The organism is Trichocoleus sp. FACHB-46 (genome assembly GCF_014695385.1).
GTDB lineage: Bacteria > Cyanobacteriota > Cyanobacteriia > FACHB-46 > FACHB-46 > Trichocoleus.
On the sequence record NZ_JACJOD010000031.1, the window covers coordinates 296,205 to 323,159 of the forward strand.

Consider the following 26,955-nt stretch of genomic DNA (forward strand, 5'->3'; position numbering starts at 1 on the left):
AAGCTTTGCAACGTCTCCATGACCGCTATTTCTTTTGGGATGAAATTGCTCCGTCGTTGGCTCTCTGTCCTGCTGGTATTGAGTTTGGCGATCGCGCCCTCTCTACTCTTAACTGGGTGTCGTCCAACGGAGTTCCGCACTGCTGCCGCCCAAGTGCCGCAATTAGTTCTGACATCCTTGAGCGATCCCAAAACGTTTAATCCCACCTTTAACCAAGAATTTCCCAATGTGTTTCTCTTTACCGAGGAGCATCTGCTGCGAGAAAACGGGGTGACGGGTGAGGTAGAACCTGCTCTGGCAGAATCTTGGAGCATTTCAGCTAATAAACAGCGGGTCATCTTCAATTTAAGGCCAAATCTGCAATGGTCGGATGGTCAACCGCTGACGGCGGCAGATGTCGTCTTTACCTTTCAGCAGGTCATCTTCAACCCAGAAATTCCCACGGATTATGCCGATAGCTTACGGATTGGTGGTAACCGAGCTTTCCCGCAGGTACAGCAACTAGACGATCGCCGGGTAGAATTTATTTTGCCTGAACCGTTTGCGCCGTTGCTGCGATCGCTGGCAGGACATGATGGTGCGCCGATTTTGCCTAAACATGCTTTAGAGCGATCGGTGCAGACACTCAGTTCCGATGGCAACCCCCAGTTCATTTCCACTTGGAGTACAGCTACCAATCCCAAGCAACTAGTCGTCAACGGTCCCTACCAAGTCGAAAGTTACGTTTCGGGACAGCGGATTGTGTTTCGTCGCAACCCTTACTACTGGCGGCGCGATCCTCAAGGCCAACCCCTACCCTATATCGAGCGGCTTGTTTGGCAATTTATCGAAAACACCGACACTCAACTGCTACGATTTCGCTCTGGCGATTTGGATGTGATGGGTGATGTGCGACCTCTACGCCCAGAGTATTTTTCGTTGTTAAAACGGGAAGAAAAGCGGGGCAAATTTAAGCTTTACAATGGTGGCCCTTGGTCGGGTACTACCTATCTCACCTTTAACCTAACGGAAGCGAGAGACAAAAATAATCGGCCCTTTGTAGACCCCATTAAGTCTAAGTGGTTCAACACCTTGGCCTTTCGGCAAGCGATCGCCCACGCCATCGATCGCCCCCGCATGAATAACAACCTGTTTCGGGGCATTAGTGAGCTGCAAGATTCGCCCATTTCGGTGCAAAGCCCTTACTATCTCTCACCCCAAGAAGGGCTAAAAACCTACGATTACAATCTGCAAAAAGCGCGACAGCTCTTGAAAAGCGCAGGCTTTAAGTACAACGCCCAAGGCCAGTTGCTTGATGCGGAAAACCACCCAATCCGTTTTACATTGCTCACTAACGCAGAAAATCGTCAGCGAGTTGCGATGGGAGCGCAGATCAAGCAAGACCTAGCTGCTATTGGCATTCAAGTTGATTTCACTCCAATTAGCTTCAACACTTTGCTAGATAAAGTTTCTAGCTCGCGGGATTGGGAAGCTCATATGATCGGCTTTACGGGTGGCATTGAACCCCACGGAGCGGCGAATCTGTGGCTGAGTAGTGGTGGGTCGCATTCCTTAAACCTGAAGCAACAGCCAGGACAACCACCGATTCAAGGCTGGCAACCGAAAGATTGGGAGCTAGAAATCGATCGCCTGTATACTGCTGGTGCCAGAGAGCTAGACGAAACTAAGCGCAAAGCGATTTACGGCGATTTTCAGCGAATTGTGCAGGAGCAATTGCCCGTGATTTACCTGGTGAATGAAATTGCCATCGTGGCGGTGCGCGATCGCATCCAGGGAATTCAGTACACAGGTTTACCCAGTTGGGGATTGTGGAATATCGCAGAACTTAAAATTGAAGACAACAAAGATTAACTAATTCTGAATCCTGTGACCCAACCCGAAGCCATCCGTCTCCTCCTGCAAGCTGTAGCTCACGGTGAAGTCAGCCCTGACTCAGCCCTAGAAAAACTCAAGCATTTTGATTTTGAACCTGTTGAAGATTTTGCTCGCATTGATCACCACCGCACCCTGCGAACAGGATTCCCTGAGGTGATTTGGGGTCCGGGCAAAACCCCAGAGCAAATTATTGAAATTATCAAGGTGATGCGCGATCGCAATCCAGTCGTCATGGCGACTCGGATCGAACCTAATGTGTACGCTCAATTGCGAGAGCAGATTCCAGAATTGCATTACTACGCCCTGGCTCGGATTTGCGCCTTAGTGCCTGCCCGTTTAGAACCTCGCCATTCTGGGACGATTGGTTTGCTGTCAGCGGGTACAGCCGATCTGCCTGTAGCTGAAGAAGCCGCCATCACCGCCGAACTGTCTGGTTTTCAAGTCAAGCGGTTTTGGGATGTCGGAGTGGCGGGCATTCATCGTTTGCTCAGTAACCGTCAGGCGATCGCGGAAGCAGACGTGTTGATTGTGGTAGCAGGTATGGAAGGAGCCTTACCCAGCGTGGTCGGTGGCTTGACCGATTGCCCTGTGATCGCAGTACCCACAAGTATTGGCTATGGCGCTAGTTTCAATGGCTTAGCTGCTTTGCTCACCATGCTCAACTCCTGTGCCGCTGGGATTGGTGTGGTGAATATTGACAATGGTTTCGGCGCAGCAGTTCTGGCAGGGCAAATTCTCCGCACGGCGCAGAAGCTGCGATAAAGATTTGCAAGTCTGCCTGGAACCCTGCACAACTCTGATGAATTCTACAGTAGCTATTTCATAGTCCTGGTATAGGCTGACACTGCTGCCTGTATCAATTCCTTGAGCTTCTGAGTTGAAATTCGCCTGCAATGGAAACGTCAATCCCTGATCTTTGGCTTCGTCAAGCAGCGGCCAGTGCGATCGCTGGGTACCAAAAACATCTCTCCCCCCGCAAAGGTTTCTCCTGTGCCCATCGGGTGCTGCATGGAGGTGAATCCTGCTCACAATATGTGAAGCGGGTGATTCTAGAGCAAGGCTTGTGGACTGCCATTCCAGCCACGCGATCGCGCTTCGCTGAATGCAAGGTTGCTAACCAGATTTTGCAAGCTCGGAGAAACCATTGCAGACTGCAAGCGGCCAGCAAGATCGAGCAAGAGGGGGAAGAGAAAAGGCGCGATCGCAGCTCCCAGCCACAAAACGACTGTTATGGAGTAGACGGGTTACTGTCCTGTATTGATTGCGCCGATTGCATGAACTTTAAATGGGGAGAGCAGGCCAATTGCGCTGACCTGGATTGCGGCTCTGGTCTAGACTGCTCTAGCTGCGATTGTAGTGGGGGTGACTGTGGCAGTGGTGATTGTGGCAGTTGTAGCTAAACGATTTAGCTTGGCAATACTTCCTGCTGCCGAATTCCCCCTAAATGAGACAATAAAGGCACAAAACCACGGAGCCAGTAAGTTCTTGAATTAACTTCACGGACTCTTTGGTTAGTACATCGGGGAAGGGTATGGCAATGCTGAGAAAAATCGCAGCACTCTTGATCGTTTTATGTCTCAGCCTCTCTGGTTGTGCCGCTTCAGCCACCAGCGGCATGACTAGCTATGTGGACAGCATTGATGGTTACCAATTTCTGTATCCACTCGGTTGGAGCGAAGTTAAAGTCACCAACGGTCCAGATGTCGTGCTGCACGATTTGATTGAGCCGACTGAGAACGTCAGCATTGTGATCAATCCTGTCCCCAACCAGAAAACGCTACAGGATTTAGGCAGTCCGGGTGAAGTCGGCTATCAACTCTCCAAAAGTGCGATCGCTCCCACAGGGTCTAAGCGCAAAGCCGAACTAGTCACCGCCGATTCCCGCGAGTTCAATGGCAAAACCTATTACACCTTGGAATATGCAGTGCAGTTGCCCAACAACCAACAACGGCACAATCTCGCTAGTGTAGTGGTGAGCAATGGTCGGCTTTACACATTAAACGCTTCCACTACCGAGCAACGGTGGCCCAAAGTGCGTAGTTTATTTTCAAACGTCGTCAACTCTTTTTCAGTTAATTAAGTCCAGTAAGTCCAGTTAATTAAGGTTGGATGGGTATCCCACAGTTTGTTTTAGCCTCCGCTTCTCCCGCTCGTCGTCGCTTGCTACAGAATGCTGGCATTCAGCCACTTGTCAGTCAGAGCAATTTTGACGAGTCTCAGGTACAGCTATCAAATCCAGCAGACTTGGTGCAAACGCTGGCGCTGCGTAAAGCTGAAACCGTCACCCCTTACTTTACAGAAGCCCTGATTCTAGGCTGCGACTCTGTCTTAGCGATTGACGGAGAAATTCACGGCAAACCCGCTGATGCAGCCGATGCGATCGCCCGTTGGCAACAAATGCGGGGAAAAATTGGTGATTTATACACAGGCCACGCCCTGATTGACCTCACCCGAAACCAATCCCTAGTCCGCTGCCGTGTGACTCGCGTCTACTTTGCCAATGTCAGCGATCGCCAAATTGAGGCATACGTGGCGACAGGTGAACCGTTGAATTGTGCGGGCTGTTTTGCCTTGGAAGGAAAAGGCAGCGCTTTTGTCGAGAAGCTAGAAGGCTGTCATACCAACGTGATCGGCTTGAGCATGCCACTGCTCCGACAAATGGTGAGCGACTTAGGCTATGACATTACCGACTTTTGGGGTAGGACTATTAGCTGATAACTAAACCCAATATTCTAACTAAGGTAGTATAAAGATTTCAACAAAATCGAGACATCTCTGACTAGACTGTAAATAGCAAGCAAATCCTTTGGTGGTCTGTCCTAGATCACATTGCTAAGGCTCCATACCAGTTAAAGTTTGTATGAAGCTGGCTTGGAATCTTTTATTCCAGCAGTCATGAGTAAAGTCTGATGGCTCCTTCATTAGCAGATCTATCTAATTTTCGCGCTAACATCTTGAACCAAACGGCACCAGGCCAAGTTTGTGGTTCAATCCAGTTGTTTCGCGATCGCTACAAGGTTTTGCGTGTTCTAGGTCGCGGTGGCTTTGGGGTCACTTTCCTAGCGCGGGATGTCTCCTTGCCATATCACCCACTCTGTGTCATTAAGCAACTGTGTCCCAAAGTCAACGATCCTGTGACGTTGGATCGAGCCCGGAAGCGATTTGAGCAAGAAGCCAAAACTCTTAGCAAATTAGGCAGTCACGCGCAAATCCCTCAATTATTGGACTACTTTGAGGCGGACGGCGAGTTCTATCTCGTGCAAGAATACGTCCGTGGCTCTACCCTCGCCCGGGAGATTCGGCGCTACGGTCCCCAATCTGAGGTAGTGGTCAAGCGATTTCTGGTAGAGATGCTGCCGCTTCTGCGCTACGTCCACAGCCACCGAGTCATCCACCGAGACATTAAACCCCAAAATATTATTCGTTGCCGAGATGACGGTCGGCTCGTTCTGATTGACTTCGGTGCTGTCAAGGAGCAGATTGCACGATTGGAAGACACCAGTCAGCGAGCCCCTACTACGCATTTTATTGGTACTGTTGGCTTCGCTCCGCCAGAGCAACTGTCGATGCGCCCAGTCTTTGCTAGTGATATCTACGCTTTGGGCGTTACTTGCGTGTATCTGCTCACAGGCAAGTCCCCGTTCGATTTTGACTACGACCCCAGTACAGGGGAAATCGACTGGCAAGGCTCAGCTCAAGTCAGTGAGCATTTTGGTCGCGTGCTCACCAAGATGTTGCACCATGCGCCACGCGATCGCTACCCATCAGCCGAGGCTTTACTCCGGGCACTCAATCTAGAGCCCTATCTGGATAGCCTTTCCAATTGCATGACGGTACAACCCCACCGCCCTGAACCAGAACATTCAAGTACCGCTGGAGCGGCTGATGGTTATCAGTCTCCGATTACCAGAACGGCGATCGCTATTCGCGAATGGAAGACAAAGTTACAAAACCGAAATTTGATCAAACAGAAGCACCTAGTTCCGGTCGGTGCTGTGACTACCCCAGCTCGGACTCAGTTTCGTCACCAAGACACTTGAGGCAGCAACTCAAGTAAAGTTGGTTGGTATCAGCATCAAAACTTTCATGAAGTGCTCCGGACGTTAGAGGCGTTCCGGAGCTAATTGAACTTAGATTGAACGTAAACAGGTTTTAGTTAAAGTTAAACTCAGACTCGTTATCCCAAGCTTGGATATCTGAGCAACTGAAGTTATTCTGACTGTAACAACCTGCGACTATTCACTTTGCTGCGTAGTGCCATGCCATTTTCGAAACAGCTTCCTGCTCCAGTTAGTCACCTGAAAGCCAGACTACGGGCTCTAAAGCAGCCTATGGTATGGGGACCTGGCATCATCTTGATGCTGATTGTGCTATTTACCCTGGAATATTGGTTGCATCCAGAGTGGTTTGAAAATACTCAGAGCGCTACGAATGTTGAGGGTGGGTTTAATCCTGCCGTCTCATCGGAAGATGGAGCCATTGGCGCGGATATTGACAGTTTGCCGCTACTACTAAACCAACTTAACAGCGCTCCTGCTGACCAAGCCCAAAATAAGCAGGAAGGCGGCAAGGACAAGGTAGCTACCAAGCCGAGCCTGTTTAGTGAGCTGCTGAAACCTAAGAACCCAGCCACTACTCAGAACGGCAACAGCACGCCCAGCAACAGTTTATCTGCTCCCGGATCGGCTACATCACCCCTGCTCAGCTCTAACGGGGGTTTACCCAGTCAACCCGGAGACGGGGCAACGCCTGGATTTACAGGGCTTAACGCGCCTGGCTTGCCCACTACAGCGCCAAGTGCTTTATTAGCTCCCCCTAAAGCTTCCACTATCCCTAGTTTAAATTTGCCGAACACCTCTAGTACCCCTGCTTCAGCCCCTGTTAGTGCCCTTCAAACCGCAATAGAGCAGGCTCAATTACAGAAAAATGCCGCAGGCGCTTCTCCATCAAGCCCGACGACGGGACTGGACAATAACACCACTTCGCCTAGCTCCACTCAGCCCTCTGCTCAACCCAATGCGATCGCTCCTGGTTTTAGTAATGGCGGCATCAACTACAGTTCCACTCCAGGGGTGAGTAGTGCTCCTCCTAGCAACTCCTTTAACTATCTGACTCAGCCCCAGCCAGATAGCAGCCTTCCCTCTGGGATTGCGCCTGTTGTCCCTGATGCCCCAGCGATCGCCCCAGTGGTGCCGAGCACTAACTTAAACCCCAACTTCGGGCAGTCTTCTTTTTCAGGATCTCAAAACAACAACGGCTTCAACAACTCTGGCTTTTCTGGCAATGCAGGCATTCAGCCCAGCCAACTGAATCAACAGCCCTTCTCCACGCCGCGTCGGGTTCCAGGACGAAACATTGGAGGCGGACAAATTAACACCTTCTCTAATCCGTAAATCATTGAGTCAAATCTTACAGGGAAGGCAGGAACCAAGAAAACTATAAAGTTCTGGCTCTTGCCTTCTAGCTCCTAGGCTGCTCTTTCTAGTCGCTTAGTCATTAAAGTGCTGAATAATTGCTTCAGCAAATTCCGAACACTTTAGTGGTTCTACTGGAGGCTCCATCATGCGAGCCAAGTCATAGGTGACTTCACCCTGAGAAATTGCCGCACCAATTCCCCTCTTAATCAGGTCGGCTGCTTCTTGCCAGCCCATATATTCCAGCATCATCACCCCAGATAAAATCACCGACCCAGGATTAATGCGATCGAGCCCAGCATGCTTAGGAGCCGTGCCATGAGTCGCCTCAAAGATGGCACAACTATCCCCAATATTGGCCCCGGGTCCCATCCCCAAGCCCCCGACGATCGCCGCTGCCGCATCAGATAAGTAGTCTCCATTCAGATTCATCGTGGCCAGAATCGAGTATTCATCCGGTCGAGTCTGGATCTGCTGGAAAATGCTATCTGCAATGCGGTCATTCACCATCACTTTGGTCTTCCACTGACCGTTGCCGTGGGTATCCCAAATAGCGTTAAGCACTGTTTCCACTTCTTGACGAATCTGCGCTTGCTTTTCCTCAGTCAGAGCGTCGTAACCTGGTTCAATTTGGCGAGCATTGTCTTCTACAGAAAGGTTAGGGTTGCCTTCTTTGTTACCCAGAATCCAAGACTCTCGCTCTGTCACGCATTCATGACGAAACTCAGTTGTAGCTAACTCATAACCCCAATCCCGGAATGCACCTTCGGTGTACTTCATAATGTTGCCTTTGTGCACTAAAGTCACCATTTGCTTTTTCGCGGGAAGTCGTAGCGCATGTTTAATGGCTCGTCGCACGAGACGCTGAGAGCCTGTCTTACTGATAGGCTTAATGCCAATCCCCGAATCTAAGGGAATTTGTTTGTTGCGGTGCTCTGGAGTCGCAGGAATCAAATCGGTGTTTAGCAACTTAATCAAGCGATCGCCGATTTCACTGCCCTGCCGCCACTCAATGCCTAGGTAAATGTCTTCAGTATTCTCCCGATAGACAATCACATCCAGCTTTTCTGGGCTTTTGTGTGGCGAAGGGGTACCTGGATAATACTTACAAGGACGTACACAGGCATAAAGGTCGTGAATTTGACGTAGAGCCACGTTGAGCGAGCGAATACCACCACCCACGGGAGTTGTGAGCGGTCCTTTAATCGCAACTCCATACTCCTTGATGGCGTTTAAAGTGTCTTCTGGTAAGTACTGATAGGTACCATACTTCTCGCAAGCTTCATCGCCAGCATAAATCTTGAACCAAGCAATTTGGCGCTTGCCACCATAAGCCGCTTGTACTGCGGCATCAAACACCTTTTGGGCTGCTGGCCAAATATCAATTCCCGTACCATCTCCCCGAATAAACGGCACAATCGGGTTGTCAGGAACAATGGGTTCTCCGTTCTCAAACGTAATGCGGCTTCCAGTTTCGGGGGGCGTAAGCTTTTCGTACATAACCTAACAGCGGCTCCTGATTACCACACAGCAAAAGGGTTCAGGGGAATATGCTAAGCGATCGCGCGGGTAAAAAAACACTCAATCTGAACCAAGTTACTTTTGTTGACGTGGCTATCCATGCTCCATATTTCTCTGGTAGGCTATCAGGCTTGTGGCACTGCTAGGACGCAACCAGCTCTGGTTGGCTCCAAATTCTTGAATGAATTAGCAACATTCCTAGAGTACACAACCTAAATAGTGAGCTGATAGGAGGGAATTCTTACAATAGAAGTGGCAATAGAATTTAGTTTTACTAAATCAAGGCAGCATTATAGCGATCTCCAATGGGTTGTCAGAGTCGCATTCCCGAGGGTGGGCTTTTCACAACCCGCCAATTACATAAATTATTTAAGACTGCTGTATCAACAAAAATCATTCCTAGTTTGCTTCAGCAATCTTAAGCAAACTGATATACAACCCATATTAGGAATAGATTGAGTGCCTGTTAAGCTGTTTGTACTGCGTGCGTGAGAGCTTGGATGAAAAGAATTTTAGTCGTCGATGACGATACTACTTTACGAATCGCTTTAACACGCTACCTCCAAAATCGTGGATACGTGGTTCAAGACGCTGGCTCTGGAGTCGAAGGACTATCAGCTTTTGAACAAAGCTCTCCGGATTTAGTTGTATCGGATGTCATGATGCCAGAAATGGACGGGTTCGAATTTTGTCGCCGTCTTCGGGCCATGCGCTCTGGTCAGCTTGTACCCTTTATCTTTCTGTCTAGCCGAGGAGAAGTTGAAGACCGCATTCAAGGGCATGACATTGGCGCAGATGACTACTTAATCAAACCGTTTGAGCCGAGGGAACTAGTCGCCAAAATTGAGGCCCAGTTAGAGCGATCGCGCCGCACTCATGCTGAGATCATTCGCTTAATTCAGCAATCCAACGTTACTACTGAAGCCAGTCCCACCCCCCTACCGCTCACTCCCGCTGAGGAAAAAGTCTTTTGGGAAGTGATTCAAGGCTATACCAACAAGCAAATTGGCGATCGCTTATTTGTCAGTCCCCGCACTGTGCAAACTCACCTCAGCAATATCCTGAGTAAGTTGCAGCTGGAAAATCGTTCCCAGCTCGTTCGCTTTGCCTTTGAGAGAGGCTATCATCCCCCCACGGAAGCGAAAGAGGCAGAGTAACTAAGCCGAATCCAGGCTCAGCAGAGTTACGGAGTGATTTGTTGGTACCATAAGGGTTGGGCGGAGCATCTCCGCAGGAAATTGATTGACTGCTGAGAGCAAAGCTAAGTGATGATTCCTGGCGTTTATACCTTGACTGAACTACAGCAAGCAATTGCCGCAGCGCCAAACCGCTGGCGACCTTTAGTGTTCACTAACGGTTGCTTCGATCTACTCCACGTTGGACATATCCGCTACCTCCAGTCGGCAAAAACTCTAGGGCGATCGCTAGTGGTTGGTCTCAATCATGACGCTTCTGTTGCCGCCATTAAACCTCACACACCAGGACAGCCACCTCGACCAATTGTTCCAGCAGAGCAGCGAGCCGAACTCTTAGCAGCGCTCAAACCTGTAGATGCAGTCGTTGTCTTTGCAGAAACCACTGCTGATCCCCTAATTGCCGCCCTTAAACCTGATGTCTATGTCAAAGGCGGAGACTATCAGCTGGAGACTTTACCAGAAGCGTCCAGTGTCCGAGCCTGTGGGGGTCAGATAGAGTTTGTTCCTGTAGAAGTACCTACCTCTTCCACAGCCATCATCAATCGAATTTTGCAGTCCAGCGGATAAAATGAGCTTTCTGAGGCGCGGCTATCCAGCAGCGATCGGGGGCATTTAGATTCCAGCTAATTTTTCCAGCCTGCGTTGGGCAAGAGCTTCCAGTCCATGAATGAATTGCAGCAACTTGACATGAGCGGTTTCACTACTGATTCAAATCTCTCTTCTGCAACCCATACCGCGAGTCACCTAGACGACCTCCGGCTCAAGTTAAAGTCGGACTCTCCTAAGACTCAGTTGCAAGCCTTGCAAGACATCATTCAGGCAGACGAAGTAGGGCTAGCCTTATTGATGGAGTTTCTGCTAGAGCGCCGTGCTGCCGTTCCAAGCTTCGTTGAAGGCACAGCGTATCAAGCGCTTTATGCAGCCAATTCTCCCAAAGCCGCAGAATTTCTTCAAACCCACTTCCCTACAGGTATTGTTCCTCTGCGCTCTGAGGGCAACATTGACTACAGCGAACTGCAAAAGTTACTGGCTCAACAAGAACTAGAAGCAGCCGATCGCCTTACCTTAGAGAAACTCTGTGAATTAGCGGGTCCTGCCGCAGCCCAACGTAAATGGGTCTACTTTACAGAAGTTGGTAGCCTACCAATCACAGACTTACAAACCATTAACAGCCTCTGGCTTGTGCATTCCGAAGGCAAATTTGGCTTTTCTGTGCAACGAGAAATTTGGCTGAGCGTTGGCAAAGACTGGGACAAGCTTTGGCCTAAAATTGGCTGGAAAGCTGCCAACAACTGGACTCGCTATCCTCAAGGGTTTACCTGGAACCTTAGCGCTCCTAGAGGCCATCTACCCCTGTCTAACCAGCTACGAGGCGTGCGAGTGATGGCCGCCCTCCTAGCTCACCCTGCGTGGCTTAGCGCTCCTACCGCCAAATAGCACTGGCAAAAGTGCGCTCAGTCACCCAAACAGTTAGCACTCCAGTCTAAGGCATACGCAGGGATAAATCCTGGCTGAATCCAGAAATATGTAACACGCCAGAGGTACTATAGCCTTGTATTTAACAGCTTAATTTGATACTGCAGCTTTATAAAATTTTTACTTTTTCCGGGAATTTTTCTACTACACCTGAAAACTGTAGCGTAGCCAAGAGTTGTAGGCTCAAATCATGCCTTCGTCTTGGGTCGCCCTACTTATCGAGAAGTCCTGAATTGATTTCTCTCCCTGTCTAATATGTCCTATTTCGAATTCTAGATAGTTTCATGGTTGGCATCAGTATATTCTCTGAGGTATGGCATCAATTTACATCTCATAGCATCATCCAGATACCTGATTCAACGGACTCTAGAATGTTGATTGCATCCTAGGTTTGGGCATAGTGATGGCAGAGACGATTGTGAGCCAAGTGCAGCAGATTTTAGGGTTGGTTCATTAATCATTCAATTCGTTAATCTTTCACTTCACCACGTTTGTCATGCACAGAGTTAGGGCATTCTCTGTATAGTTGACTACCCTTGGTAAGAGCTAGATGAGTCACATGGTCAACACATATGGGGGTAGGGGTTAGAATAATGAACCCTGAAAACAGACTATTTTTTCATCACAACAGCTTGGCAAGCTCAGCTCAAGAACAGCAACGCTTGTTAGCGTTGGTAGACTTGGGGCTGCTAGAGGCAGAAAGTGTTCCAGTTTTTGAAGAGGCTACGCAAACAGCTGCCCTCTTTTTAGACATCCCTGTTTGTATGTTGGGTGTTATTGATCAGGACCGCCAATGGATTAAGTCAGCGGTAGGCTTGTCTCGGCTAGGTCTGATGAATGAGTTGGCCGCCTCTCGCCAGATGCTACGCAGTGATTCTTTCTGTAGCAAGGTGATTGAGAACCAGCAAGTCTTAGCGATTAATGACACTAGTGCCGATCCAGACCTTGCCACTAGTTTGCTAGCACAACGTTATCGTATCCGGGCTTACTTAGGCGTTCCCTTAGTAGACTCCGCTGGCAATTGCCTAGGTACCTTAGCTGTGATGGATTTAGTCCCCCGTAATTTCACTAGCCGGGAGATTCAGTTCTTAGAACTCACAGCCCGATGGAGTATGAGTGAGTTTGAGCGCAATCGTCTTGTCAAAGCGCAGCAAATAGCTCCTCACATTCAGGCTCTCCCAGGCTCCGTTGGTGAGTTGGGCTATGAAATCAATGTCGCCTCTACCAGTGCTCTTGCCATTTCACTAGAGCAAGCGGCCCGGAATGTTAGTCAGGCAGAAAAATTAGCGTTAGTCCAAGCGCCCTTCAACAATCCAGTCAAAATTCAGTTGTTGGCCCAACTGACTCAAGAACTACGCACCCCCTTAACCTCAGTGATGGGAATGGCGAGTGTGTTGAATCGGGAGATTTACGGCCCGCTTACGACTAAGCAAAAAGAATATCTCAACATTATTTATCAGAGCGGACAGTATCTCCTCTCGCTAGTGAATGAAATTCTAGAGTTAGGAACACTAGACGATCGCGCTGAAACGCTCAACCTGGCTTCTGTAGATATTGAGATGTTGTGCCAGCAAGCGATCAATACTTTGGAGCAGGCTGCCAACCGACGGGAACAACAAATTCGCCTAAGCATTGAGCCAGGTTCTCGCATTTGGTTGTTAGACAAAAATAAAGTCAGACAGATTCTGTATCACTTAGTGTTTGGTGTTATCCAGGCATCAAGTGCCGGAAGCATTGTCCGGATTCATGTTTCTCGGAAGCAAAATCGACTAAATATTGCAATTTGGGTTTCTCATCCTTGGTTAGGAGATAGTCTGCCCAACACGGAACTCTATACTTATCAAGCTCCTACTCCTGCCGGAATTAATGGCTCTGAGACAGCCTATTCTGGGCATCAGACCTGGAATAATAATGCAGACAATGGCTTAGCGATCGGGACTACGAGCACCAGTGCTTTAACTGCCGCAGAAACGACAGAAGCCGTAGAATCTAGTCAAGAAATTGGTTCTCGCGAAAGTTTGGGAGTGCTTTTGAGCCGCCAGCTAGCAGAGATGCATGGTGGGCAAGTCTCGATCCAAGGGACCCCGGAGTCAGGATATCGTTATGTGGTCAGTTTGCCGCAAATGACTGAACTGGAGGAAGTCCTCTAATCGGGATTCTTCCGGACCGAGCTTGCTGAGGGGTTGTTTTTAGGGATAATGGCAATGACCTTTGCGGTAGCTACAGCCGTTTCCCTTTGACCGACAGAAAACAGCCTATGAACTCAGCGTGGCAACAGCTTACTCTCGCCAATTTGTCCCTGGCGCAGTGGCGGGGTGGAAGCTATTTATATCGACTGGTCGGCCCATTACAAGCATGGCGGCAAAGTAGTTGGCTGATGCAATGGTCGGAACCCATTGGAGCCTTACTGCTGAGTTTTGTCTTTGGCCTCGCTCCGTTCGTCTCTAATGGCTTGATCGGCATGCTGCTGGCTGCCTGTCTGGGCTATTGGGCACTCCTGACAATTTCAGACTCAGCTGAGTCAAAATTTAGCACCCCCATTCACTTATTAGTCTTGTTGTACTGGGGTGTTTCGACAGTTGCAACGGCTCTATCTCCGGTGAAGCAAGCCGCGTTGGTGGGTTGGGGCAAGCTAACCCTTTATCTGGTGCTGTTTGCTCTGATGGCCCGTATACTGCGATCGCCTAGACTCCGCTCTTGGGTGATTACGCTCTACTTACACGTATCGTTGATTGTCAGTGTGTACGGCTTACAACAGTGGCGTCTAGGCACGACTGCCTTGGCTACTTGGGTTGATCCAGAATCACCCCTGGCTAAGACAACGCGGGTATATAGCTATCTAGGCAATCCCAACTTGCTAGCAGGATATTTAGTTCCAGCAGTCGCTTTTAGTTTGGCAGCTTGCTTTGCTTGGCGACGATGGCCCGCGAAGGCTTTGGCCGCGACCATGACTTTAGTCAACACGAGCTGCTTGATGTTGACCTTTAGTCGGGGTGGCTGGATTGGAGTCGTGGCCGCTGGCTTTGTCTTGTTGATGCTCTTAACCCATTGGTTGAGTACACGGCTACCTCGCTTCTGGCAAACTTGGCTGCTACCCATGGTTTTGGGGGGAGTCACAGGCTTTCTAGTGCTGGCTGTGCTGTTGGTGGAGCCATTGCGCGATCGCGTGGCTAGTATCTTTGCAGGTAGGGGAGACAGTAGCAATAATTTTCGGATCAACGTGTGGGCTGGGGTGATTCGGCTGATCCAAGATGATCCAGATAATCGTTTGTTGCCTAACTACATCTTGGGAGTGGGTCCAGGCAATACCGTCTTTAACAAAATCTATCCCACCTACATGGTGTCGCCCCGCTACAGTGCCTTGAGCGCTTACTCGATTCTCCTGGAAATCATAGTAGAGACGGGGCTTATTGGCCTAACCTGTTTTGCTTGGTTGTTATTAACTACGTTTACTCAAGGATGGCTGCAACTGCAACGTCTACGCAACATAGGCAGCCGAGAGGGCTTTTGGCTAATGGCTGCGATCGCCAGCCTTGTCGGTATGTTGGTGCATGGCCTTGTCGATACGGTTTGGTATCGGCCTCAAATCAGTACGCTTTGGTGGCTGATGATCGCGATTATTGCTAGTTACTATGTACCTCAACCCTTGGCAGACAAAAACTCATCTGCTGAGTTACCCCAAACCTAATCTGACTGTAGGGGCGAACGGCTGTTCGCCCTTGTTGGCTTTGTGAAACAAACCGTTGCGAAATAGTAAGGGCTTTAGCGCTTCATTGCTCGTTCCATGTCTCGCTTGTCGTCTCGGCGCTTGAGATCTTCCCGCTTGTCGTGCAACTTCTTGCCTTTCACGAGGGCCAAATCAACTTTGACCCAACCCCGCTTCATATACATTTTTAGCGGCACTAAAGTTAATCCTTGCTGCTCTACCTTGCCAATCAGCTTGCGAATTTCTTCGCGATGCATCAGTAGCTTGCGGGTGCGGCGAGGGTCGTGGTTAAACGCTTGGTTAGTGGTTTCATGAGGAGAGATATGGACATTGAGCAACACCACTTCTCCATCTCGCACCAAAGCAAATCCATCTCGCAAGTTGACTTGTCCGGCTCGAATAGATTTGACTTCGGTTCCCCTTAGCTCAATCCCTGTTTCATAGGTTTCAAGAATCTCGTACTGAAACCGAGCTTGACGGTTATCACTAACGATTTTGTAGCCTGTACTATCCTTACTCATAATTTACGCTTCAATAAAAAATAAAACTTTGTGACTGCCAGCAATTAATTTAACTACAGCTTATTCAACTACAACTCGCCACTCGTAAAGTTGATAATCCACACAGCCATTTTGTACGAGTGGGTCTTGAGCCACGATCGCAGCCGCTTCATCCATTGACTCTGCCTTAAAGAGCAACATCCCTCCTCCTCGTTGTGCCCAATAACCCGTTTTGGCTTGATGTCCCTTCTCAATCAGAGATTGCACATAAGCTTTGTGATCTGGGACGTATTTGTCAAAAAGCGGTTTATCTACTAAACCTTTTTCAATTTTCACGAACCAGGGCATGCATGTCTTCCTTATAACGGTGTATCAATTTAGGTAGCCTGTCTAGATTAGCTTGCACTTTGAACCAGCAAAAACGTCGCTTCTTTGTTGCCTTGTTGCCGCCGCAGCCAATTCAGGACTATGCGAACGAGATTAAGCAGCACTTCGCCGAGCAATACGCCAGTCGAGCTGCCCAAAAATCTCCGCCGCATATCACGTTACAGGCTCCCTTCGAGTGGTCAATGGATGAGATTGACACACTGAGGCAGAGTTTGAGTGAGTTTGCGATCGCTCAAACCCCTATCCCTATCTCATTATCCGGGTTTAGTGCCTTTGTGCCACGGGTGATTTATATCAATGTTTTAAGAACTCCCGCCCTGCTCGATCTGCACCAAGCTTTGATCGCTCATATGGAAACAGCACTGGGAATTGTTGATCAGAAAGCAAAACAACGTCCGTTTGCCCCACACATGACGGTAGCGTTCCGAGACTTATCTAAGCAAAACTTCCGCGCCGCTTGGCCAGAGTTTCGACATCGGTCTTTAGAGTTTGAGTTCCTTGCGTTGCACCTAACCTTACTGCTGCATAACGGCCAGCGCTGGAACAGCTACGAAAACTTCCCCTTGGCATCATCTACTTCTACCCCTCTGCGGACGGATTAGTCGCTCACCCGATTGCTGCCAACAGCTTCCCTACTCCAGAGATTTAATGCCTCTATCATAGAGAATAATCTATGCCATAAATCAGAAACATTGTATTTTCTTTATGGGATTCTAAGAGTATTATCTTGACTATAGAGAAGTTCAATTCCCTTCCACAAGACGTTGCACAGTCCCAAATCGCAGGCTTTGGGGTTGTGCTTTCCCTCCTGACTTTTACCTATTTCAGCAGCAAGAGTCCGTCAAACTGATGATTCGGCATTGGGTCTAGTCATCCGTTCACGAAACTCTGCCTCAGCTTAATTGCCTCTAGAGCCTCTTTGTCTCTAGAGGATTGATATTGGCGTTCTTTCGAGGACAGCTGCGCTATTCACCTCTGAGTTTCTAAGGATAGGATATGAGCCCGTTTGATCGTTCGGTTTCGCGTCGCAAGTTTCTGATCACGGCTGGAGCCTCTGCGGTGGGCTCTATATTTCTCCACGGCTGTTTAGGAAATCCTCCCGATTCACTTACTAGGTCTCAAGCCGTACAACCTGTCTCAGCAGCTAACTTGAGCCCAGAGCAAAGGCCAGAAACCACCACGATCAAGCTGGGTTACATCCCTATTATCGAGTCTGCTCCGCTGATCATTGCCAAAGAAAAAGGCTTTTTTGCGAGGCATGGCATGAGTGATGTGGTGCTTGATAAGCAGTCTTCTTGGGGCACCATGCGAGACAACACAGAAACGGGCTTCGAAGGTGGCGGCGTGCATGGAGGGCAATATCAAATGCCAATGCCTCACCTGATCTCAGAAGGAATCATCACGAAGGGCAACAAAAAAATCCCGATGTACAACCTATTGCAACTCGTTACACATGGCAATGGGATTGCGATCGCGAATAAGTATCGGGAAGCTGGGTTTGCTTTAAATGCGAGTCAGGCAAAAGGGGTGATCAGCAAAGAGAAATCTCTAGGAGCCCAGTTTGTGGCGGCGCACACTTTCCCCCATGTGAACCAAGACTTCTGGATTCGTTACTGGTTCGCCGCAGGCGGGATTGATCCAGATAATGACATCAGCCTGCTACCAGTTCCCTCAGCCCAAACGGTTTCCAACATGAAGACTGGCACAATGGGAGCTTTTAGCACCGGAGATCCTTGGCCCTACCGGATTGTGGCTGACAAGGTTGGTTATATGGCAGCTTTGACGGCTGAGATGTGGAAGGAGCACCCGGAGGAATATTTAGCGATTCGGGCTGATTGGGTAGATAAACACCCCAAGGCTACTAGAGCAATTCTTAAAGCCGTGATGGAAGCCCAGCAGTGGTGCGATGACTTCAACAATCGCCAAGAATTGTCTGAAATCCTAGCCAGTCGGCAATACCTCAATGTGTCCGTCAAAATCCTCCTCGATCCTTTCATGGGCAAAATCGACATGGGCACAGGTCGCGTAATTGACGACCGCTCAATGGCACCTCTGTATTGGAAAGGCGAGAAAGGAAGCGTTTCTTATCCTTTCAAGAGTCATGAACTCTGGTTCCTCACAGAGAGCGTGCGTTGGAATTTCCTACCTCCGGATACCTTGGCGAGAGCTAAAACCATCATCGACGCAGTTAACCGAGAAGACTTGTGGCGAGAAGCTGCCAAGGAATTAGGAGTTGCTGCTGCGGATATCCCTCAAAGTACTTCCCGTGGTGTGGAAACCTTCTTTGATGGCATCAAATTTGACCCGGAAAACCCCAAAGCTTATCTCGACAGTCTCCAGATTAAACGTGTGTAAGTAGACCATTTTAGTTCTGCTCCAAACCCTAAGAAGCAACATCAAGGAGAGTTTTTCAAATGACTATCAGCCTCAAAAGCCGCCGTCGTAGCTTTGATCTACTTGGTTCTATTGGTAGCCTATTCAAGGCAGTTAAGTCACCTGCGATCGCGATCGCCGTCTTTTTAGCGATTTGGCAACTATTTAGCTGGCTGCCTGGGGCCACACTTCCCGGTCCGATTCAGGTGGTGCAAGAGACTTGGATTTTAATTTTGTATCCTTTTTACGATCGCGGTGGCACCGATGTTGGTTTGTTCTGGCAGTTATTGGCTAGCTTAAAGCGAGTTGCTGTGGGCTTTACAGCTTCTGCTATCGTTGGCATCGGCCTCGGTATTTTGATTGGGGTTAATACCGGGATTTACAAATCCCTTGACCCCCTCTTTCAGTTGTTACGCACCATTCCTCCCCTGGCTTGGTTGCCCCTCTCCCTAGCAGCGTTGCAGAAAAACGAACCTGCGGCTATCTTCGTCATCTTCATTACTTCTATCTGGCCGATTTTGATCAATACATCGGTAGGCGTTCGGCAAATCCCTCAAGACTACAACAACGTAGCTAGAGTCTTACAGCTCTCGAAACAGGAATATTTCACCAGCATTCTAATTCCCTCTGCCTTGCCATACATCTTTACAGGTCTGAGAATCGGGATTGGTTTATCTTGGTTGGCGATTATTGCGGCAGAGATGTTGGTCGGAGGTGTGGGAATTGGCTTCTTTATCTGGGATTCCTGGAACGCCAATAAGATCAGCGAAATCATCTTGGCCTTGGTTTACATCGGTGTGGTGGGTCTCTTACTAGATAAAGCAATGGCTTATGTCGAATCATTAATTGTCCCTGCGGAACAGAAATAGCGGCGATCGCTCCATCACTCATTGCATTCGCTAGCAGGACTCCACTTACAAACTCACGCCTTTGCCAGTTCAGAGGATACAGGCAGGCGTTGTTAACCCTACCTCCGAGATGAATCATGTCTACCTTTGTTGCCGTTGATCAAATTGATAAAGTCTTTCACCTGTCCGGCGGTCAAGAGTATATTGCGCTGAAAGGCATTGACCTGCAAATCAAAAAAGGAGAATTTGTCTCCCTGATTGGTCACTCCGGATGTGGCAAATCCACGCTCCTGAACATGGTGGCAGGGCTAGATCTCCCGACAGAAGGCATCGTGACCCTAGAAGGGAAGAAGATCACCCAACCAGGCCCCGATCGCATGGTGGTGTTTCAAAACTATTCTCTGTTACCCTGGCGAACTGTGCGCGAGAACATTGCCTTGGCGGTGAACGCGGTGATGAAAGATTTATCGGTGAGTGAGCGCCGCTCCATTGTGGAACAGCACATCGACATGGTGGGATTACGCCCCCACGCCGATAAGCCACCTGCCATGTTATCCGGAGGTCAAAAACAGCGAGTTGCGATCGCCCGTGCCTTGGCAATTCGGCCCAAGCTGCTGCTGCTCGACGAACCCTTTGGAGCTTTAGATGCTCTAACTCGTGGCAACTTGCAAGAACAGTTAATGAAAATCTGCGAGGAAAACCAAGTCACAGCGATTATGGTGACGCACGATGTGGATGAAGCCGTATTGCTCTCCGATCGGATTGTCATGCTCACCAACGGGCCAGAATCTAAGATTGGGCAGATTTTAGAGGTGGATATCCCTCGGCCCCGCAAGCGCTTGGAAGTGGTGGAACATCCCAGCTACTACAGCTTACGCAGTGAAATTATTTACTTCCTAAACCAACAAAAGCGCATTAAAAAGCTCCGGGCGCGAAAAACTACTGCGATCGCCCGTCACGGCCTAGAAAAAGTCAATTTAGAAATCGGTTTTGTGCCGTTGACCGCTTGTGCGCCTCTGGCGATCGCCAAAGAAAAAGGATTCTTTGCCAAGCATGGCTTAGATGAAGTCACCCTGGTGCGGGAAACCAGTTGGCGCGGCATTGTCGATGGCGTTGCTGGCGGATATTTGGATGCGGCGCAGATGCCCTCTGGAATGCCAATGTGGTTAACGCTGGGAGGACATGAGAACCGCTCGCTACCTACAGTCACCTCTCTCACCATGACCCGGAATGGCAACGCCATTACCCTAGCCAAGCGCTTTTATGAGGCAGGCGTGTATAGCCTCTCGGATTTCCGGAAATATCTTCAGCGCACCGCTCACCAGCGGCACACAATGGGGATTGTCCATCCCTCTTCAATGCACAACCTGCTGTTGCGGTACTGGTTAGCGGCTGGAGGCATTGACCCGGATCAAGATGTCTCTCTCACCACGATTCCACCCGCACAAATGGTGGCAGACCTTCAGGCAGGGACGATTGATGGCTATTGTGTGGGCGAGCCTTGGAATATGCGTGCTACGGAAGAAGGAGCAGGTTTCGTCATTGCCACGGATCTAGAAATTTGGCTAGGGCATCCAGGAAAAGTGCTGGGCGTGCGGGAAGAGTGGGCCGCCGCTTACCCCAATACTCATATCGCCTTAGTCAAAGCGTTGCTAGAAGCAGGTCAATATTGTGCTGACCCCGCCAATGCCGCAGAAGTTCGCGAAATCCTAGCTCGCCGCGAGTATCTCAGCACAGACATGGCCTATATCCAGATTGAGGAGCATGACCCCACTATCTGTGACCTCGATCGGCCCATGCAAGAGTATGCCCACCATCAGTTTTATGGAGAAGGGGTGATTAACCGCCCCAGTCGCACCGAACAGTTGTGGATTATGACTCAGTTGGCCCGCTGGGGAGACACGCCATTTCCGCGTAATTGGGTGGAAATTTTGGAGCGGATCTGTCGAGTTGGAGTCTTCAGCACGGCTGCTCGCGAATTAGGCCTAGAAGTGAACTACAACCGCAGCCCAATTCAACTGTTTGATCAGGTGCCATTTAACGCCGATGACCCAATCGCCTATCTCAATCACTTGAAGATCAAACGTGCCTTCAGCGTCGCAGATGTAGCAGTTCAGGCTTCCACCCGCACAGCTGCCTAGTATTTTGCCCCCTAGCCCCCCAATCCTGGGGAGCTGAACTTCAGGCTTTTCTCCACCCAATCTTAAAAAGTTGAGCTCCACCGATGCACAATCGTCCCCTTGCTTATACAAACTCCGAGACCAGCAGCACCAAACAGCGCAGCTCAGTTGCTACCTCCTCCGAACCGTTTCTCAGCATTCAAGATGTCGCCAAGATCTACCCAACTGCTAACGGTCCTTATCCCGTTTTGCAAGGCGTGAACTTGACGGTGCAGCAGGGAGAGTTCATCTGTGTAATTGGTCACTCTGGCTGTGGCAAGTCAACGCTGCTGAACATGATATCTGGGTTTGCCACTCCTACCCGTGGGGAGGTGCGGCTGCGATCGCAACCCATCACTCAACCCGGACCCGATCGCATGGTCGTGTTTCAGAATTATGCGTTGCTGCCGTGGAAAACCGCGCTGGAAAACGTCTACATTGCCATTGACGCGGTGCATAAGCAAAAGTCTAAAGCCGAAAAAATGGCGATCGCCCGTGACCACCTCGCCTTGGTAGGGCTGACGGAGGCGGCTGACAAAAAGCCAACACAACTGTCTGGCGGGATGAAACAACGGGTAGCGATCGCCCGCGCTCTAGCCGTTCGGCCAGAGGTGTTGATTTTGGATGAACCCTTTGGCGCGTTAGATGCCATCACCAAGGAAGAACTCCAAGAAGAACTGCTCAAAATCTGGAATGACCACCGTTGTACGGTCTTGATGATCACCCACGATATTGATGAAGCGCTATTCTTAGCGGATCGCTTAGTCATGATGACCAACGGCCCTGCTGCCAATATTGGGGAGATCATGACCATTCCCTTCCCTCGCCCCCGCGATCGCGCCCGGATTATGGAAGATCCACACTACTACAAGTTACGCAACCAAGCGCTTGACTTTCTCTACCATCGTTTTGCCCATGATGACGTTGGTTGAGCTATTTCTCCCGGTGGTTTGTTTTTAACCCAGTGTGCTGCTAACTCCTTGATTTTTGAGGTATCTAGTCATGGCTTCGGCAACTTCTAGCTTACTCTTCATGCTCAATTGGGCTACGCAAGAATCGACTCCCACGCTTAACTTCACCAGTTTTCTCTTTGTTCTTAGCAGCGCGATTGCCCTGGCAACCTTACAAATCGCCCACAAACACAACTAGAAACCTAAACCCCAACCTCTCTAAGACAAGACTTAAAGCCCCTCTCCTGTAAGAGAGGGGTTTGGGGAGAGGTTTTTCTAAACAGTGGATGAGCAAGCAAATGTGGAAAGAAATTAGAAGCCAAATTTCTGATTGGAGCGATGATGAAGCTTTTCTCATCCGTGTGAAACAGCTGGAGAATCTGGCTTCCAAAGCTCTGTCGATCGCGATGGTAGTGGTTATTTTATTTGCGATCGTTGATTTGGGAGTTGTCCTAATAAAGGATTTACTATTACCGCCTTATAATATCCTGGGTAAAGATTTACTTGAGATCTTTGGGCTGTTCTTAAATGTTTTGATTGCTCTGGAGATTCTGGAAAATATTACGGCTTATCTCCGAAAGCATGTGATTCAGGTTGAGTTGGTTATTGTCACTTCAATTATTGCGGTCGCTCGCAAAATTATTATTTTAGATTTTGGCAAAACGTCAGGGCTAGATTTAATTGGTCTGGCGATCGCAATCTTCGCCTTGGCCGTCAGTTATTGGGTGATTCACAATACCAATTCCAAGTCATCTCATCATCCGTAACAGCAGCAAATGTCAGAGCCTTCTTGCTTTACTAATCGAGTTGCCGTCCTAGCGACGATGCATTACAAAGAAAAGGTCATTGCTCCAATTTTAGAATTGGAATTGGGCCTCAAAATTGTGGTGCCACCCCACCTAGATACCGATCGCTTTGGTACCTTTACTAGAGAACAACCTCGTCCTGGCAACCAGCTAGAAACTGCCCAATTAAAGGCACAACAAGCCTTAGCTCTAACTGGAGAAACACTGGCGATCGCGAGTGAAGGAGCCTTTGGACCTCACCCACAAATTCTTTGGTTATCCTGCGATCGCGAAATTGTTTTGTTGCTAGATCAACGGCAAGGAATTGAAATTGTGGGGCAAACCCTTTCCACAGAAACTAATTTTGCCTCGCAGACTATTGCCAGCTATGCAGAAGCTCAAGCCTTTGCTGCCAAAGCGGGATTTCCGACTCATGGCTTGATTATCATGAGCGATCGCGACACTAAAAATTCATCCGCGATCTATAAAGGAATCCGAACAGAAACAGCACTTTACGAAGCTGTGAAGCAAGCTTTGGCACAATCCACGACAGGCCGTATCCATATCGAAACCGACATGCGAGCCATGCATAATCCCACTCGGATGCAGGCGATTGCTGCCGCAACTGAAGACTTGGTGAGAAATATTCGTCAGGTTTGTCCTCAATGCGGTTGCCCTGGGTTCGCGATCGTAGAGGCTCTACCAGGTCTACTTTGTGCCCATTGTCACTCCCCAACTCGGTTGACTCGTAGCGTGAGATATGAATGCCAGAAATGTCATTCTTCTGAAGAAGTTCTCTTTCCCAACGGTCTAACCACTGCCGACCCAGCACAATGTCTATACTGCAACCCCTAAAATTTGCATGATTTACTACTGCCTTTGGGCATAACTATTTAAGCAATCACAATTTTGCAGTAATAAAAGGGTTTTCCATAGACTTAAGCCTATGGAAAATATTTGACATATTGACTTTTACTTATAACGAAGTCACTCTATGATGCTCATAGAGCGAACTAGTTGATTGCTTCCAAGCTATCTGTCGGGTGCCCCCTGAGCTTGCAAGTAGTTAACTCGTTTTAACTGCTGTTTTTTCACAATTAGGCACTTGCTATGAGCCAGCTTCTCTTGGAGAGCATCTGGTTGATTCCTTGCTATGCCTTAGTGGGCACGGTACTGGCGATTCCTTGGTCACCAGGCTTGCTAGACCGCGTCGGTCCACGGCCCGCAGGCTATCTCAACCTACTAATGACCACTTTGGCGTTTGGCCACAGTCTGTTGGCCCTTTGGTCGATCGGACAACAAGCGCCTCAACAAATCTTTTTCCCTTGGCTACATGCCGCAGGTTTGCAAATTGATCTTGCATTCTTGGTATCCCCGGTGACTCTTAGCGCGATCGCCGTCGTCACTGGGCTGAACTTACTCACCCAACTCTTTGCGATCGGCTATCTAGAGATGGACTGGGGTTGGGCTCGCTTTTTTGCCCTGATGGGCTTTTTTGAAGCGGGGGTATGCAGTCTAGCTCTCTGTAACTCTTTGTTTTTTAGTTACGTTTTTCTAGAACTGCTAACCCTGGCAACCTACCTTTTAGTCGGATTTTGGTTCGCACAGCCATTGGTCATGACTGGAGCCAGAGATGCCTTCTGGACGAAGCGAGTCGGCGATTTGATCCTCTTTATGGGCGTAATCGCACTTTTCCCTTTAGCAGGCACCTGGAATTTTACAGAGCTAGGAGAATGGGCTGCAACTGCCAATCTTTCTCCCTTAAGCGCGACACTACTAGGCTTGGCGCTGATTTCAGGCCCACTAGGTAAATGTGCCCAATTTCCCTTTCAATTGTGGCTAGATGAAGCGATGGAAGCGCCAATCCCCGCTTCAATTTTGCGGAACTCAGTGGTAGTCGGGGCAGGGGCTTATGTGCTAATCAAACTACAACCTGTTTTAGCCCTCTCTCCCGTGGCTTTGACGGCTTTGGTAGTGTTCGGGACTGCGACAGCTCTAGGAGCTTCGTTAATCGCGATCGCCCAGATTGACATCAAGCGGGCGCTGTCTTACTTGGTTAGCGCTTACATGGGCTTGGTGTTTATTGCAGTGGGCACTCAACACCCAGAGGCAGCTCAGTTACTGCTGTTAACTCAGTCCTGTTCATTCGCCCTGTTGTTTATGGCCGCAGGAGCGGTGATTTGGACCACGATTAGCCAAGACTTAACTCAGCTAGGCGGTTTGTGGTCTCGGCGACCCATCTCCGGTTTAGCTTTGCTAGTCGGTGGCGGTGGGTTGATTGCGCTCCCTCCATTCGGCGGTTTTTGGGGATTGTTGCAGCTAGCCGATTCTCTATGGACAACCCGACCCTGGTTAGTGGGTGTGTTGTTAATCGTGAATGGGCTGACGACCTTCAGTTTGATGCGCGTCTTTGGCCTAACGTTTGGTGGCCAGCCAACCCCAATGACCGAGCGATCGCCAGAGGTAAGTTGGCCAATGGCTTTACCCATGACTGTGCTGACTGTCTTCACCTTGCTGCTGCCTTTGGTGTTAGAGCAATTTAATCTATTACCAAACTGGGCAGACCTGAACAAACAACTAGCTCCGTTGATCGTTTGGTCAAGTGTTTTGGGCGGTAGTTTAGGTGGCGCAATTTATCTCGGCAACGCGTTACCCAAGCCTGTCAAGTTGTTTTGGCAACCCCTGCAAGAGTTCTTTGCCCACGACTTTTACATTCAGCGGCTCTACCAACTGACCATCGTGAGCTTGGTGAATTACAGCGCTCGGTTAACCGCTTGGTTCGATCGCCATGTGGTCGATGGTGCGGTGAACGCCGTGGGTTTTGTGACTTTGTTTAGTGGCCAAGCGTTGCGATATACCGCATCTGGTCAGTCGCAGTTATATGTTCTGTTGGTGGTTTTTAGTTTGATTGCGATCGGATTTCTAGTCAGTTGGTCTTTCTAGACCCCATCGTTTTTAGTTCCTCGTTGACAGCATTTGTAAGCATAAAAGGATAAACAGTCATGGCTCAGCAGCAATCACAGTTTTCTCGCCGCAACATGTTGAAGTTTGGAGCAGGTGCTTTAGGCAGTGGTGCGATCGCCGTGGGCTTAGGTGCTAAGTCGCAAGCAAAGGAGCCAGCAGTTGCCAAACCAGCCGCTCAACCCGCCGCTGCCAAGCCCAAAGTTGACAAAAAGGACCTCACTCCCGACCAAGCGCTGAAACTATTAATGGATGGCAACAAGCGCTTTGTTACCCGCAAACTGGAAAAGCCTCGTCAAGATTGGGCCAGGATCCAGGAAGTTGCTAAAGGCCAAAATCCCTTTGCTGCTGTTCTAAGCTGTGCAGATTCACGCATCCCTTCTGAGATTGTTTTTGATCAGGGATTTGGCGATTTATTTGTCTGCCGCGTTGCAGGTAATGTCGCAACTCCTGAAGAGATTGGCAGTTTGGAATTTGGGGCGGCGGTGCTCGGAACCAAAGTAATTATGGTAATCGGTCACGAACGATGTGGAGCTGTAGAAGCCACAATGAAGGGTGCCCAGGTGCCAGGACAAATTGGCAGCTTGATCGATGCGATTAAACCTGCTCTAAGTCGCTCCAACAAGTTTACAGGTGATCCGCTGGCAAAGTCAGTGAAGGCCAATGTGTCACTGCAAGTTAGCAAGCTTAAAGCCTCCACAGTACTAGCCGATCTGATCGCATCAGGCCAACTGAAAGTGGTGGGCGCTTACTACGACTTAGATGCTGGAACGATCACGCTCGTTTAATTGATTCATCTTGCTG

Annotated in this window: 25 protein-coding genes; 22 read left to right on the forward strand and 3 right to left on the reverse strand. The window is 49.3% G+C overall.

Annotation, left to right across the window (positions count from 1 at the left end; translation table 11 throughout):
* The first annotated feature begins 18 nt into the window (after window positions 1-18).
* The 7 genes from H6F72_RS19430 (at window position 19) to H6F72_RS19460 (ending at window position 7,268) form a co-directional block, all read left to right on the forward strand.
* The gene (locus H6F72_RS19430; RefSeq protein WP_242017023.1) at window positions 19-1,851 is read left to right on the forward strand and encodes an ABC transporter substrate-binding protein; all 1,833 of its coding nucleotides are present in this window, start codon (window positions 19-21) and stop codon (window positions 1,849-1,851) included.
* 15 nt (window positions 1,852-1,866) lie between these two features.
* On the forward strand, window positions 1,867-2,637 hold the full coding sequence (gene larB / locus H6F72_RS19435; RefSeq protein WP_190439381.1) for a nickel pincer cofactor biosynthesis protein LarB: 771 nt from the start codon (window positions 1,867-1,869) through the stop codon (window positions 2,635-2,637).
* A gap of 131 nt (window positions 2,638-2,768) precedes the next feature.
* The gene (yidD, locus tag H6F72_RS19440; RefSeq protein WP_190439383.1) at window positions 2,769-3,275 is read left to right on the forward strand and encodes a membrane protein insertion efficiency factor YidD; all 507 of its coding nucleotides are present in this window, start codon (window positions 2,769-2,771) and stop codon (window positions 3,273-3,275) included.
* 137 nt (window positions 3,276-3,412) lie between these two features.
* A complete protein-coding gene (psbP, locus tag H6F72_RS19445) occupies window positions 3,413-3,955 on the forward strand; it encodes a photosystem II reaction center PsbP (protein ID WP_190439386.1) in 543 nt (180 codons plus the stop codon).
* 29 nt (window positions 3,956-3,984) lie between these two features.
* Window positions 3,985-4,590, forward strand: a complete 606-nt coding sequence (locus H6F72_RS19450; protein WP_190439388.1) for a nucleoside triphosphate pyrophosphatase — start codon at window positions 3,985-3,987, stop codon at window positions 4,588-4,590.
* A 194-nt stretch (window positions 4,591-4,784) separates the two neighbouring features.
* The gene (locus H6F72_RS19455; protein ID WP_190439391.1) at window positions 4,785-5,915 is read left to right on the forward strand and encodes a serine/threonine-protein kinase; all 1,131 of its coding nucleotides are present in this window, start codon (window positions 4,785-4,787) and stop codon (window positions 5,913-5,915) included.
* Window positions 5,916-6,206: 291 nt separating this feature from the next.
* Window positions 6,207-7,268: a hypothetical protein gene (locus H6F72_RS19460; protein ID WP_190439395.1), complete on the forward strand. Its 1,062-nt coding sequence runs from the start codon at window positions 6,207-6,209 to the stop codon at window positions 7,266-7,268.
* Between the two features lie 96 nt (window positions 7,269-7,364).
* Here the strand turns inward: H6F72_RS19460 and H6F72_RS19465 are convergent, their stop codons facing one another.
* Window positions 7,365-8,789 (reverse strand): NADP-dependent isocitrate dehydrogenase, encoded by a 1,425-nt coding sequence (locus H6F72_RS19465; RefSeq protein WP_190439398.1) that lies wholly within the window; start codon window positions 8,787-8,789, stop codon window positions 7,365-7,367.
* 521 nt (window positions 8,790-9,310) lie between these two features.
* Here H6F72_RS19465 and H6F72_RS19470 point away from each other — a divergent pair.
* From H6F72_RS19470 to H6F72_RS19490, 5 genes are all read left to right on the forward strand, one after another.
* Complete coding sequence (locus tag H6F72_RS19470) at window positions 9,311-9,967, forward strand: response regulator transcription factor (protein WP_190439401.1); 657 nt, start codon at window positions 9,311-9,313, stop codon at window positions 9,965-9,967.
* Between the two features lie 111 nt (window positions 9,968-10,078).
* Window positions 10,079-10,573, forward strand: coding sequence for an adenylyltransferase/cytidyltransferase family protein (locus H6F72_RS19475; protein WP_190439404.1), 495 nt, complete (start codon window positions 10,079-10,081; stop codon window positions 10,571-10,573).
* A gap of 96 nt (window positions 10,574-10,669) precedes the next feature.
* Window positions 10,670-11,443, forward strand: a complete 774-nt coding sequence (locus tag H6F72_RS19480) for a GUN4 N-terminal ARM-like repeat domain-containing protein (RefSeq protein ID WP_370527538.1) — start codon at window positions 10,670-10,672, stop codon at window positions 11,441-11,443.
* 632 nt (window positions 11,444-12,075) lie between these two features.
* Window positions 12,076-13,632 carry a GAF domain-containing sensor histidine kinase gene (locus H6F72_RS19485; protein ID WP_242017024.1) on the forward strand — a complete coding sequence of 519 codons (1,557 nt, stop codon included), beginning with the start codon at window positions 12,076-12,078 and terminating at the stop codon, window positions 13,630-13,632.
* A gap of 107 nt (window positions 13,633-13,739) precedes the next feature.
* Window positions 13,740-15,170, forward strand: coding sequence for an IctB family putative bicarbonate transporter (locus H6F72_RS19490; protein ID WP_190439407.1), 1,431 nt, complete (start codon window positions 13,740-13,742; stop codon window positions 15,168-15,170).
* Between the two features lie 74 nt (window positions 15,171-15,244).
* Here H6F72_RS19490 and smpB read toward each other — a convergent pair whose 3' ends face one another.
* Together smpB and H6F72_RS19500 are read right to left on the reverse strand one after the other, a co-directional pair.
* Window positions 15,245-15,709 (reverse strand): SsrA-binding protein SmpB, encoded by a 465-nt coding sequence (smpB, locus tag H6F72_RS19495; RefSeq protein WP_190439420.1) that lies wholly within the window; start codon window positions 15,707-15,709, stop codon window positions 15,245-15,247.
* A 60-nt stretch (window positions 15,710-15,769) separates the two neighbouring features.
* Entirely contained in the window at window positions 15,770-16,036 is a 267-nt protein-coding gene (locus H6F72_RS19500; protein WP_190439423.1) for a YciI family protein, read from the reverse strand.
* Window positions 16,037-16,095: 59 nt separating this feature from the next.
* On the opposite strand from H6F72_RS19500, the gene H6F72_RS19505 reads away from it, so the two are divergent.
* The 10 genes from H6F72_RS19505 (at window position 16,096) to H6F72_RS19550 (ending at window position 26,939) form a co-directional block, all read left to right on the forward strand.
* On the forward strand, window positions 16,096-16,677 hold the full coding sequence (locus H6F72_RS19505; protein ID WP_190439426.1) for a 2'-5' RNA ligase family protein: 582 nt from the start codon (window positions 16,096-16,098) through the stop codon (window positions 16,675-16,677).
* Between the two features lie 394 nt (window positions 16,678-17,071).
* Entirely contained in the window at window positions 17,072-18,430 is a 1,359-nt protein-coding gene (locus H6F72_RS19510; protein WP_190439429.1) for a CmpA/NrtA family ABC transporter substrate-binding protein, read from the forward strand.
* Window positions 18,431-18,489: 59 nt separating this feature from the next.
* A complete protein-coding gene (gene ntrB, locus H6F72_RS19515; protein ID WP_190439432.1) occupies window positions 18,490-19,317 on the forward strand; it encodes a nitrate ABC transporter permease in 828 nt (275 codons plus the stop codon).
* A gap of 116 nt (window positions 19,318-19,433) precedes the next feature.
* The gene (locus H6F72_RS19520) at window positions 19,434-21,437 is read left to right on the forward strand and encodes a nitrate ABC transporter ATP-binding protein (protein WP_190439435.1); all 2,004 of its coding nucleotides are present in this window, start codon (window positions 19,434-19,436) and stop codon (window positions 21,435-21,437) included.
* A gap of 83 nt (window positions 21,438-21,520) precedes the next feature.
* Window positions 21,521-22,387, forward strand: coding sequence for a nitrate ABC transporter ATP-binding protein (locus H6F72_RS19525; protein WP_190439450.1), 867 nt, complete (start codon window positions 21,521-21,523; stop codon window positions 22,385-22,387).
* A gap of 70 nt (window positions 22,388-22,457) precedes the next feature.
* Window positions 22,458-22,604, forward strand: coding sequence for a hypothetical protein (locus H6F72_RS19530; RefSeq protein ID WP_190439453.1), 147 nt, complete (start codon window positions 22,458-22,460; stop codon window positions 22,602-22,604).
* A 100-nt stretch (window positions 22,605-22,704) separates the two neighbouring features.
* Window positions 22,705-23,172 carry a phosphate-starvation-inducible PsiE family protein gene (locus H6F72_RS19535; protein WP_190439456.1) on the forward strand — a complete coding sequence of 156 codons (468 nt, stop codon included), beginning with the start codon at window positions 22,705-22,707 and terminating at the stop codon, window positions 23,170-23,172.
* 9 nt (window positions 23,173-23,181) lie between these two features.
* Entirely contained in the window at window positions 23,182-24,045 is an 864-nt protein-coding gene (locus H6F72_RS19540) for a DUF6671 family protein (RefSeq protein WP_190439458.1), read from the forward strand.
* A gap of 255 nt (window positions 24,046-24,300) precedes the next feature.
* Window positions 24,301-26,133, forward strand: coding sequence for an NAD(P)H-quinone oxidoreductase subunit F (locus H6F72_RS19545; RefSeq protein ID WP_190439461.1), 1,833 nt, complete (start codon window positions 24,301-24,303; stop codon window positions 26,131-26,133).
* A gap of 59 nt (window positions 26,134-26,192) precedes the next feature.
* The gene (locus tag H6F72_RS19550) at window positions 26,193-26,939 is read left to right on the forward strand and encodes a carbonic anhydrase (RefSeq protein WP_190439464.1); all 747 of its coding nucleotides are present in this window, start codon (window positions 26,193-26,195) and stop codon (window positions 26,937-26,939) included.
* The last annotated feature ends 16 nt before the right edge of the window (window positions 26,940-26,955 follow it).

Bases quoted from the DNA above. Each gene is read 5' to 3' on its own strand.
- H6F72_RS19430 (WP_242017023.1), top strand. From the start codon at position 19: ATGACCGCTATTTCTTTTGGGATGAAATTGCTCCGTCGTTGGCTCTCT.
- yidD (WP_190439383.1), top strand. From the start codon at position 2,769: ATGGAAACGTCAATCCCTGATCTTTGGCTTCGTCAAGCAGCGGCCAGT.
- psbP (WP_190439386.1), top strand. From the start codon at position 3,413: ATGCTGAGAAAAATCGCAGCACTCTTGATCGTTTTATGTCTCAGCCTC.
- H6F72_RS19450 (WP_190439388.1), top strand. From the start codon at position 3,985: ATGGGTATCCCACAGTTTGTTTTAGCCTCCGCTTCTCCCGCTCGTCGT.
- H6F72_RS19455 (WP_190439391.1), top strand. From the start codon at position 4,785: ATGGCTCCTTCATTAGCAGATCTATCTAATTTTCGCGCTAACATCTTG.
- H6F72_RS19460 (WP_190439395.1), top strand. From the start codon at position 6,207: ATGGTATGGGGACCTGGCATCATCTTGATGCTGATTGTGCTATTTACC.
- H6F72_RS19465 (WP_190439398.1), bottom strand. From the start codon at position 8,789: ATGTACGAAAAGCTTACGCCCCCCGAAACTGGAAGCCGCATTACGTTT.
- H6F72_RS19470 (WP_190439401.1), top strand. From the start codon at position 9,311: ATGAAAAGAATTTTAGTCGTCGATGACGATACTACTTTACGAATCGCT.
- H6F72_RS19475 (WP_190439404.1), top strand. From the start codon at position 10,079: ATGATTCCTGGCGTTTATACCTTGACTGAACTACAGCAAGCAATTGCC.
- H6F72_RS19480 (WP_370527538.1), top strand. From the start codon at position 10,670: ATGAATGAATTGCAGCAACTTGACATGAGCGGTTTCACTACTGATTCA.
- H6F72_RS19485 (WP_242017024.1), top strand. From the start codon at position 12,076: ATGAACCCTGAAAACAGACTATTTTTTCATCACAACAGCTTGGCAAGC.
- H6F72_RS19490 (WP_190439407.1), top strand. From the start codon at position 13,740: ATGAACTCAGCGTGGCAACAGCTTACTCTCGCCAATTTGTCCCTGGCG.
- smpB (WP_190439420.1), bottom strand. From the start codon at position 15,709: ATGAGTAAGGATAGTACAGGCTACAAAATCGTTAGTGATAACCGTCAA.
- H6F72_RS19500 (WP_190439423.1), bottom strand. From the start codon at position 16,036: ATGCCCTGGTTCGTGAAAATTGAAAAAGGTTTAGTAGATAAACCGCTT.
- H6F72_RS19510 (WP_190439429.1), top strand. From the start codon at position 17,072: ATGAGCCCGTTTGATCGTTCGGTTTCGCGTCGCAAGTTTCTGATCACG.
- ntrB (WP_190439432.1), top strand. From the start codon at position 18,490: ATGACTATCAGCCTCAAAAGCCGCCGTCGTAGCTTTGATCTACTTGGT.
- H6F72_RS19520 (WP_190439435.1), top strand. From the start codon at position 19,434: ATGTCTACCTTTGTTGCCGTTGATCAAATTGATAAAGTCTTTCACCTG.
- H6F72_RS19525 (WP_190439450.1), top strand. From the start codon at position 21,521: ATGCACAATCGTCCCCTTGCTTATACAAACTCCGAGACCAGCAGCACC.
- H6F72_RS19530 (WP_190439453.1), top strand. From the start codon at position 22,458: ATGGCTTCGGCAACTTCTAGCTTACTCTTCATGCTCAATTGGGCTACG.
- H6F72_RS19535 (WP_190439456.1), top strand. From the start codon at position 22,705: ATGTGGAAAGAAATTAGAAGCCAAATTTCTGATTGGAGCGATGATGAA.
- H6F72_RS19540 (WP_190439458.1), top strand. From the start codon at position 23,182: ATGTCAGAGCCTTCTTGCTTTACTAATCGAGTTGCCGTCCTAGCGACG.
- H6F72_RS19545 (WP_190439461.1), top strand. From the start codon at position 24,301: ATGAGCCAGCTTCTCTTGGAGAGCATCTGGTTGATTCCTTGCTATGCC.
- H6F72_RS19550 (WP_190439464.1), top strand. From the start codon at position 26,193: ATGGCTCAGCAGCAATCACAGTTTTCTCGCCGCAACATGTTGAAGTTT.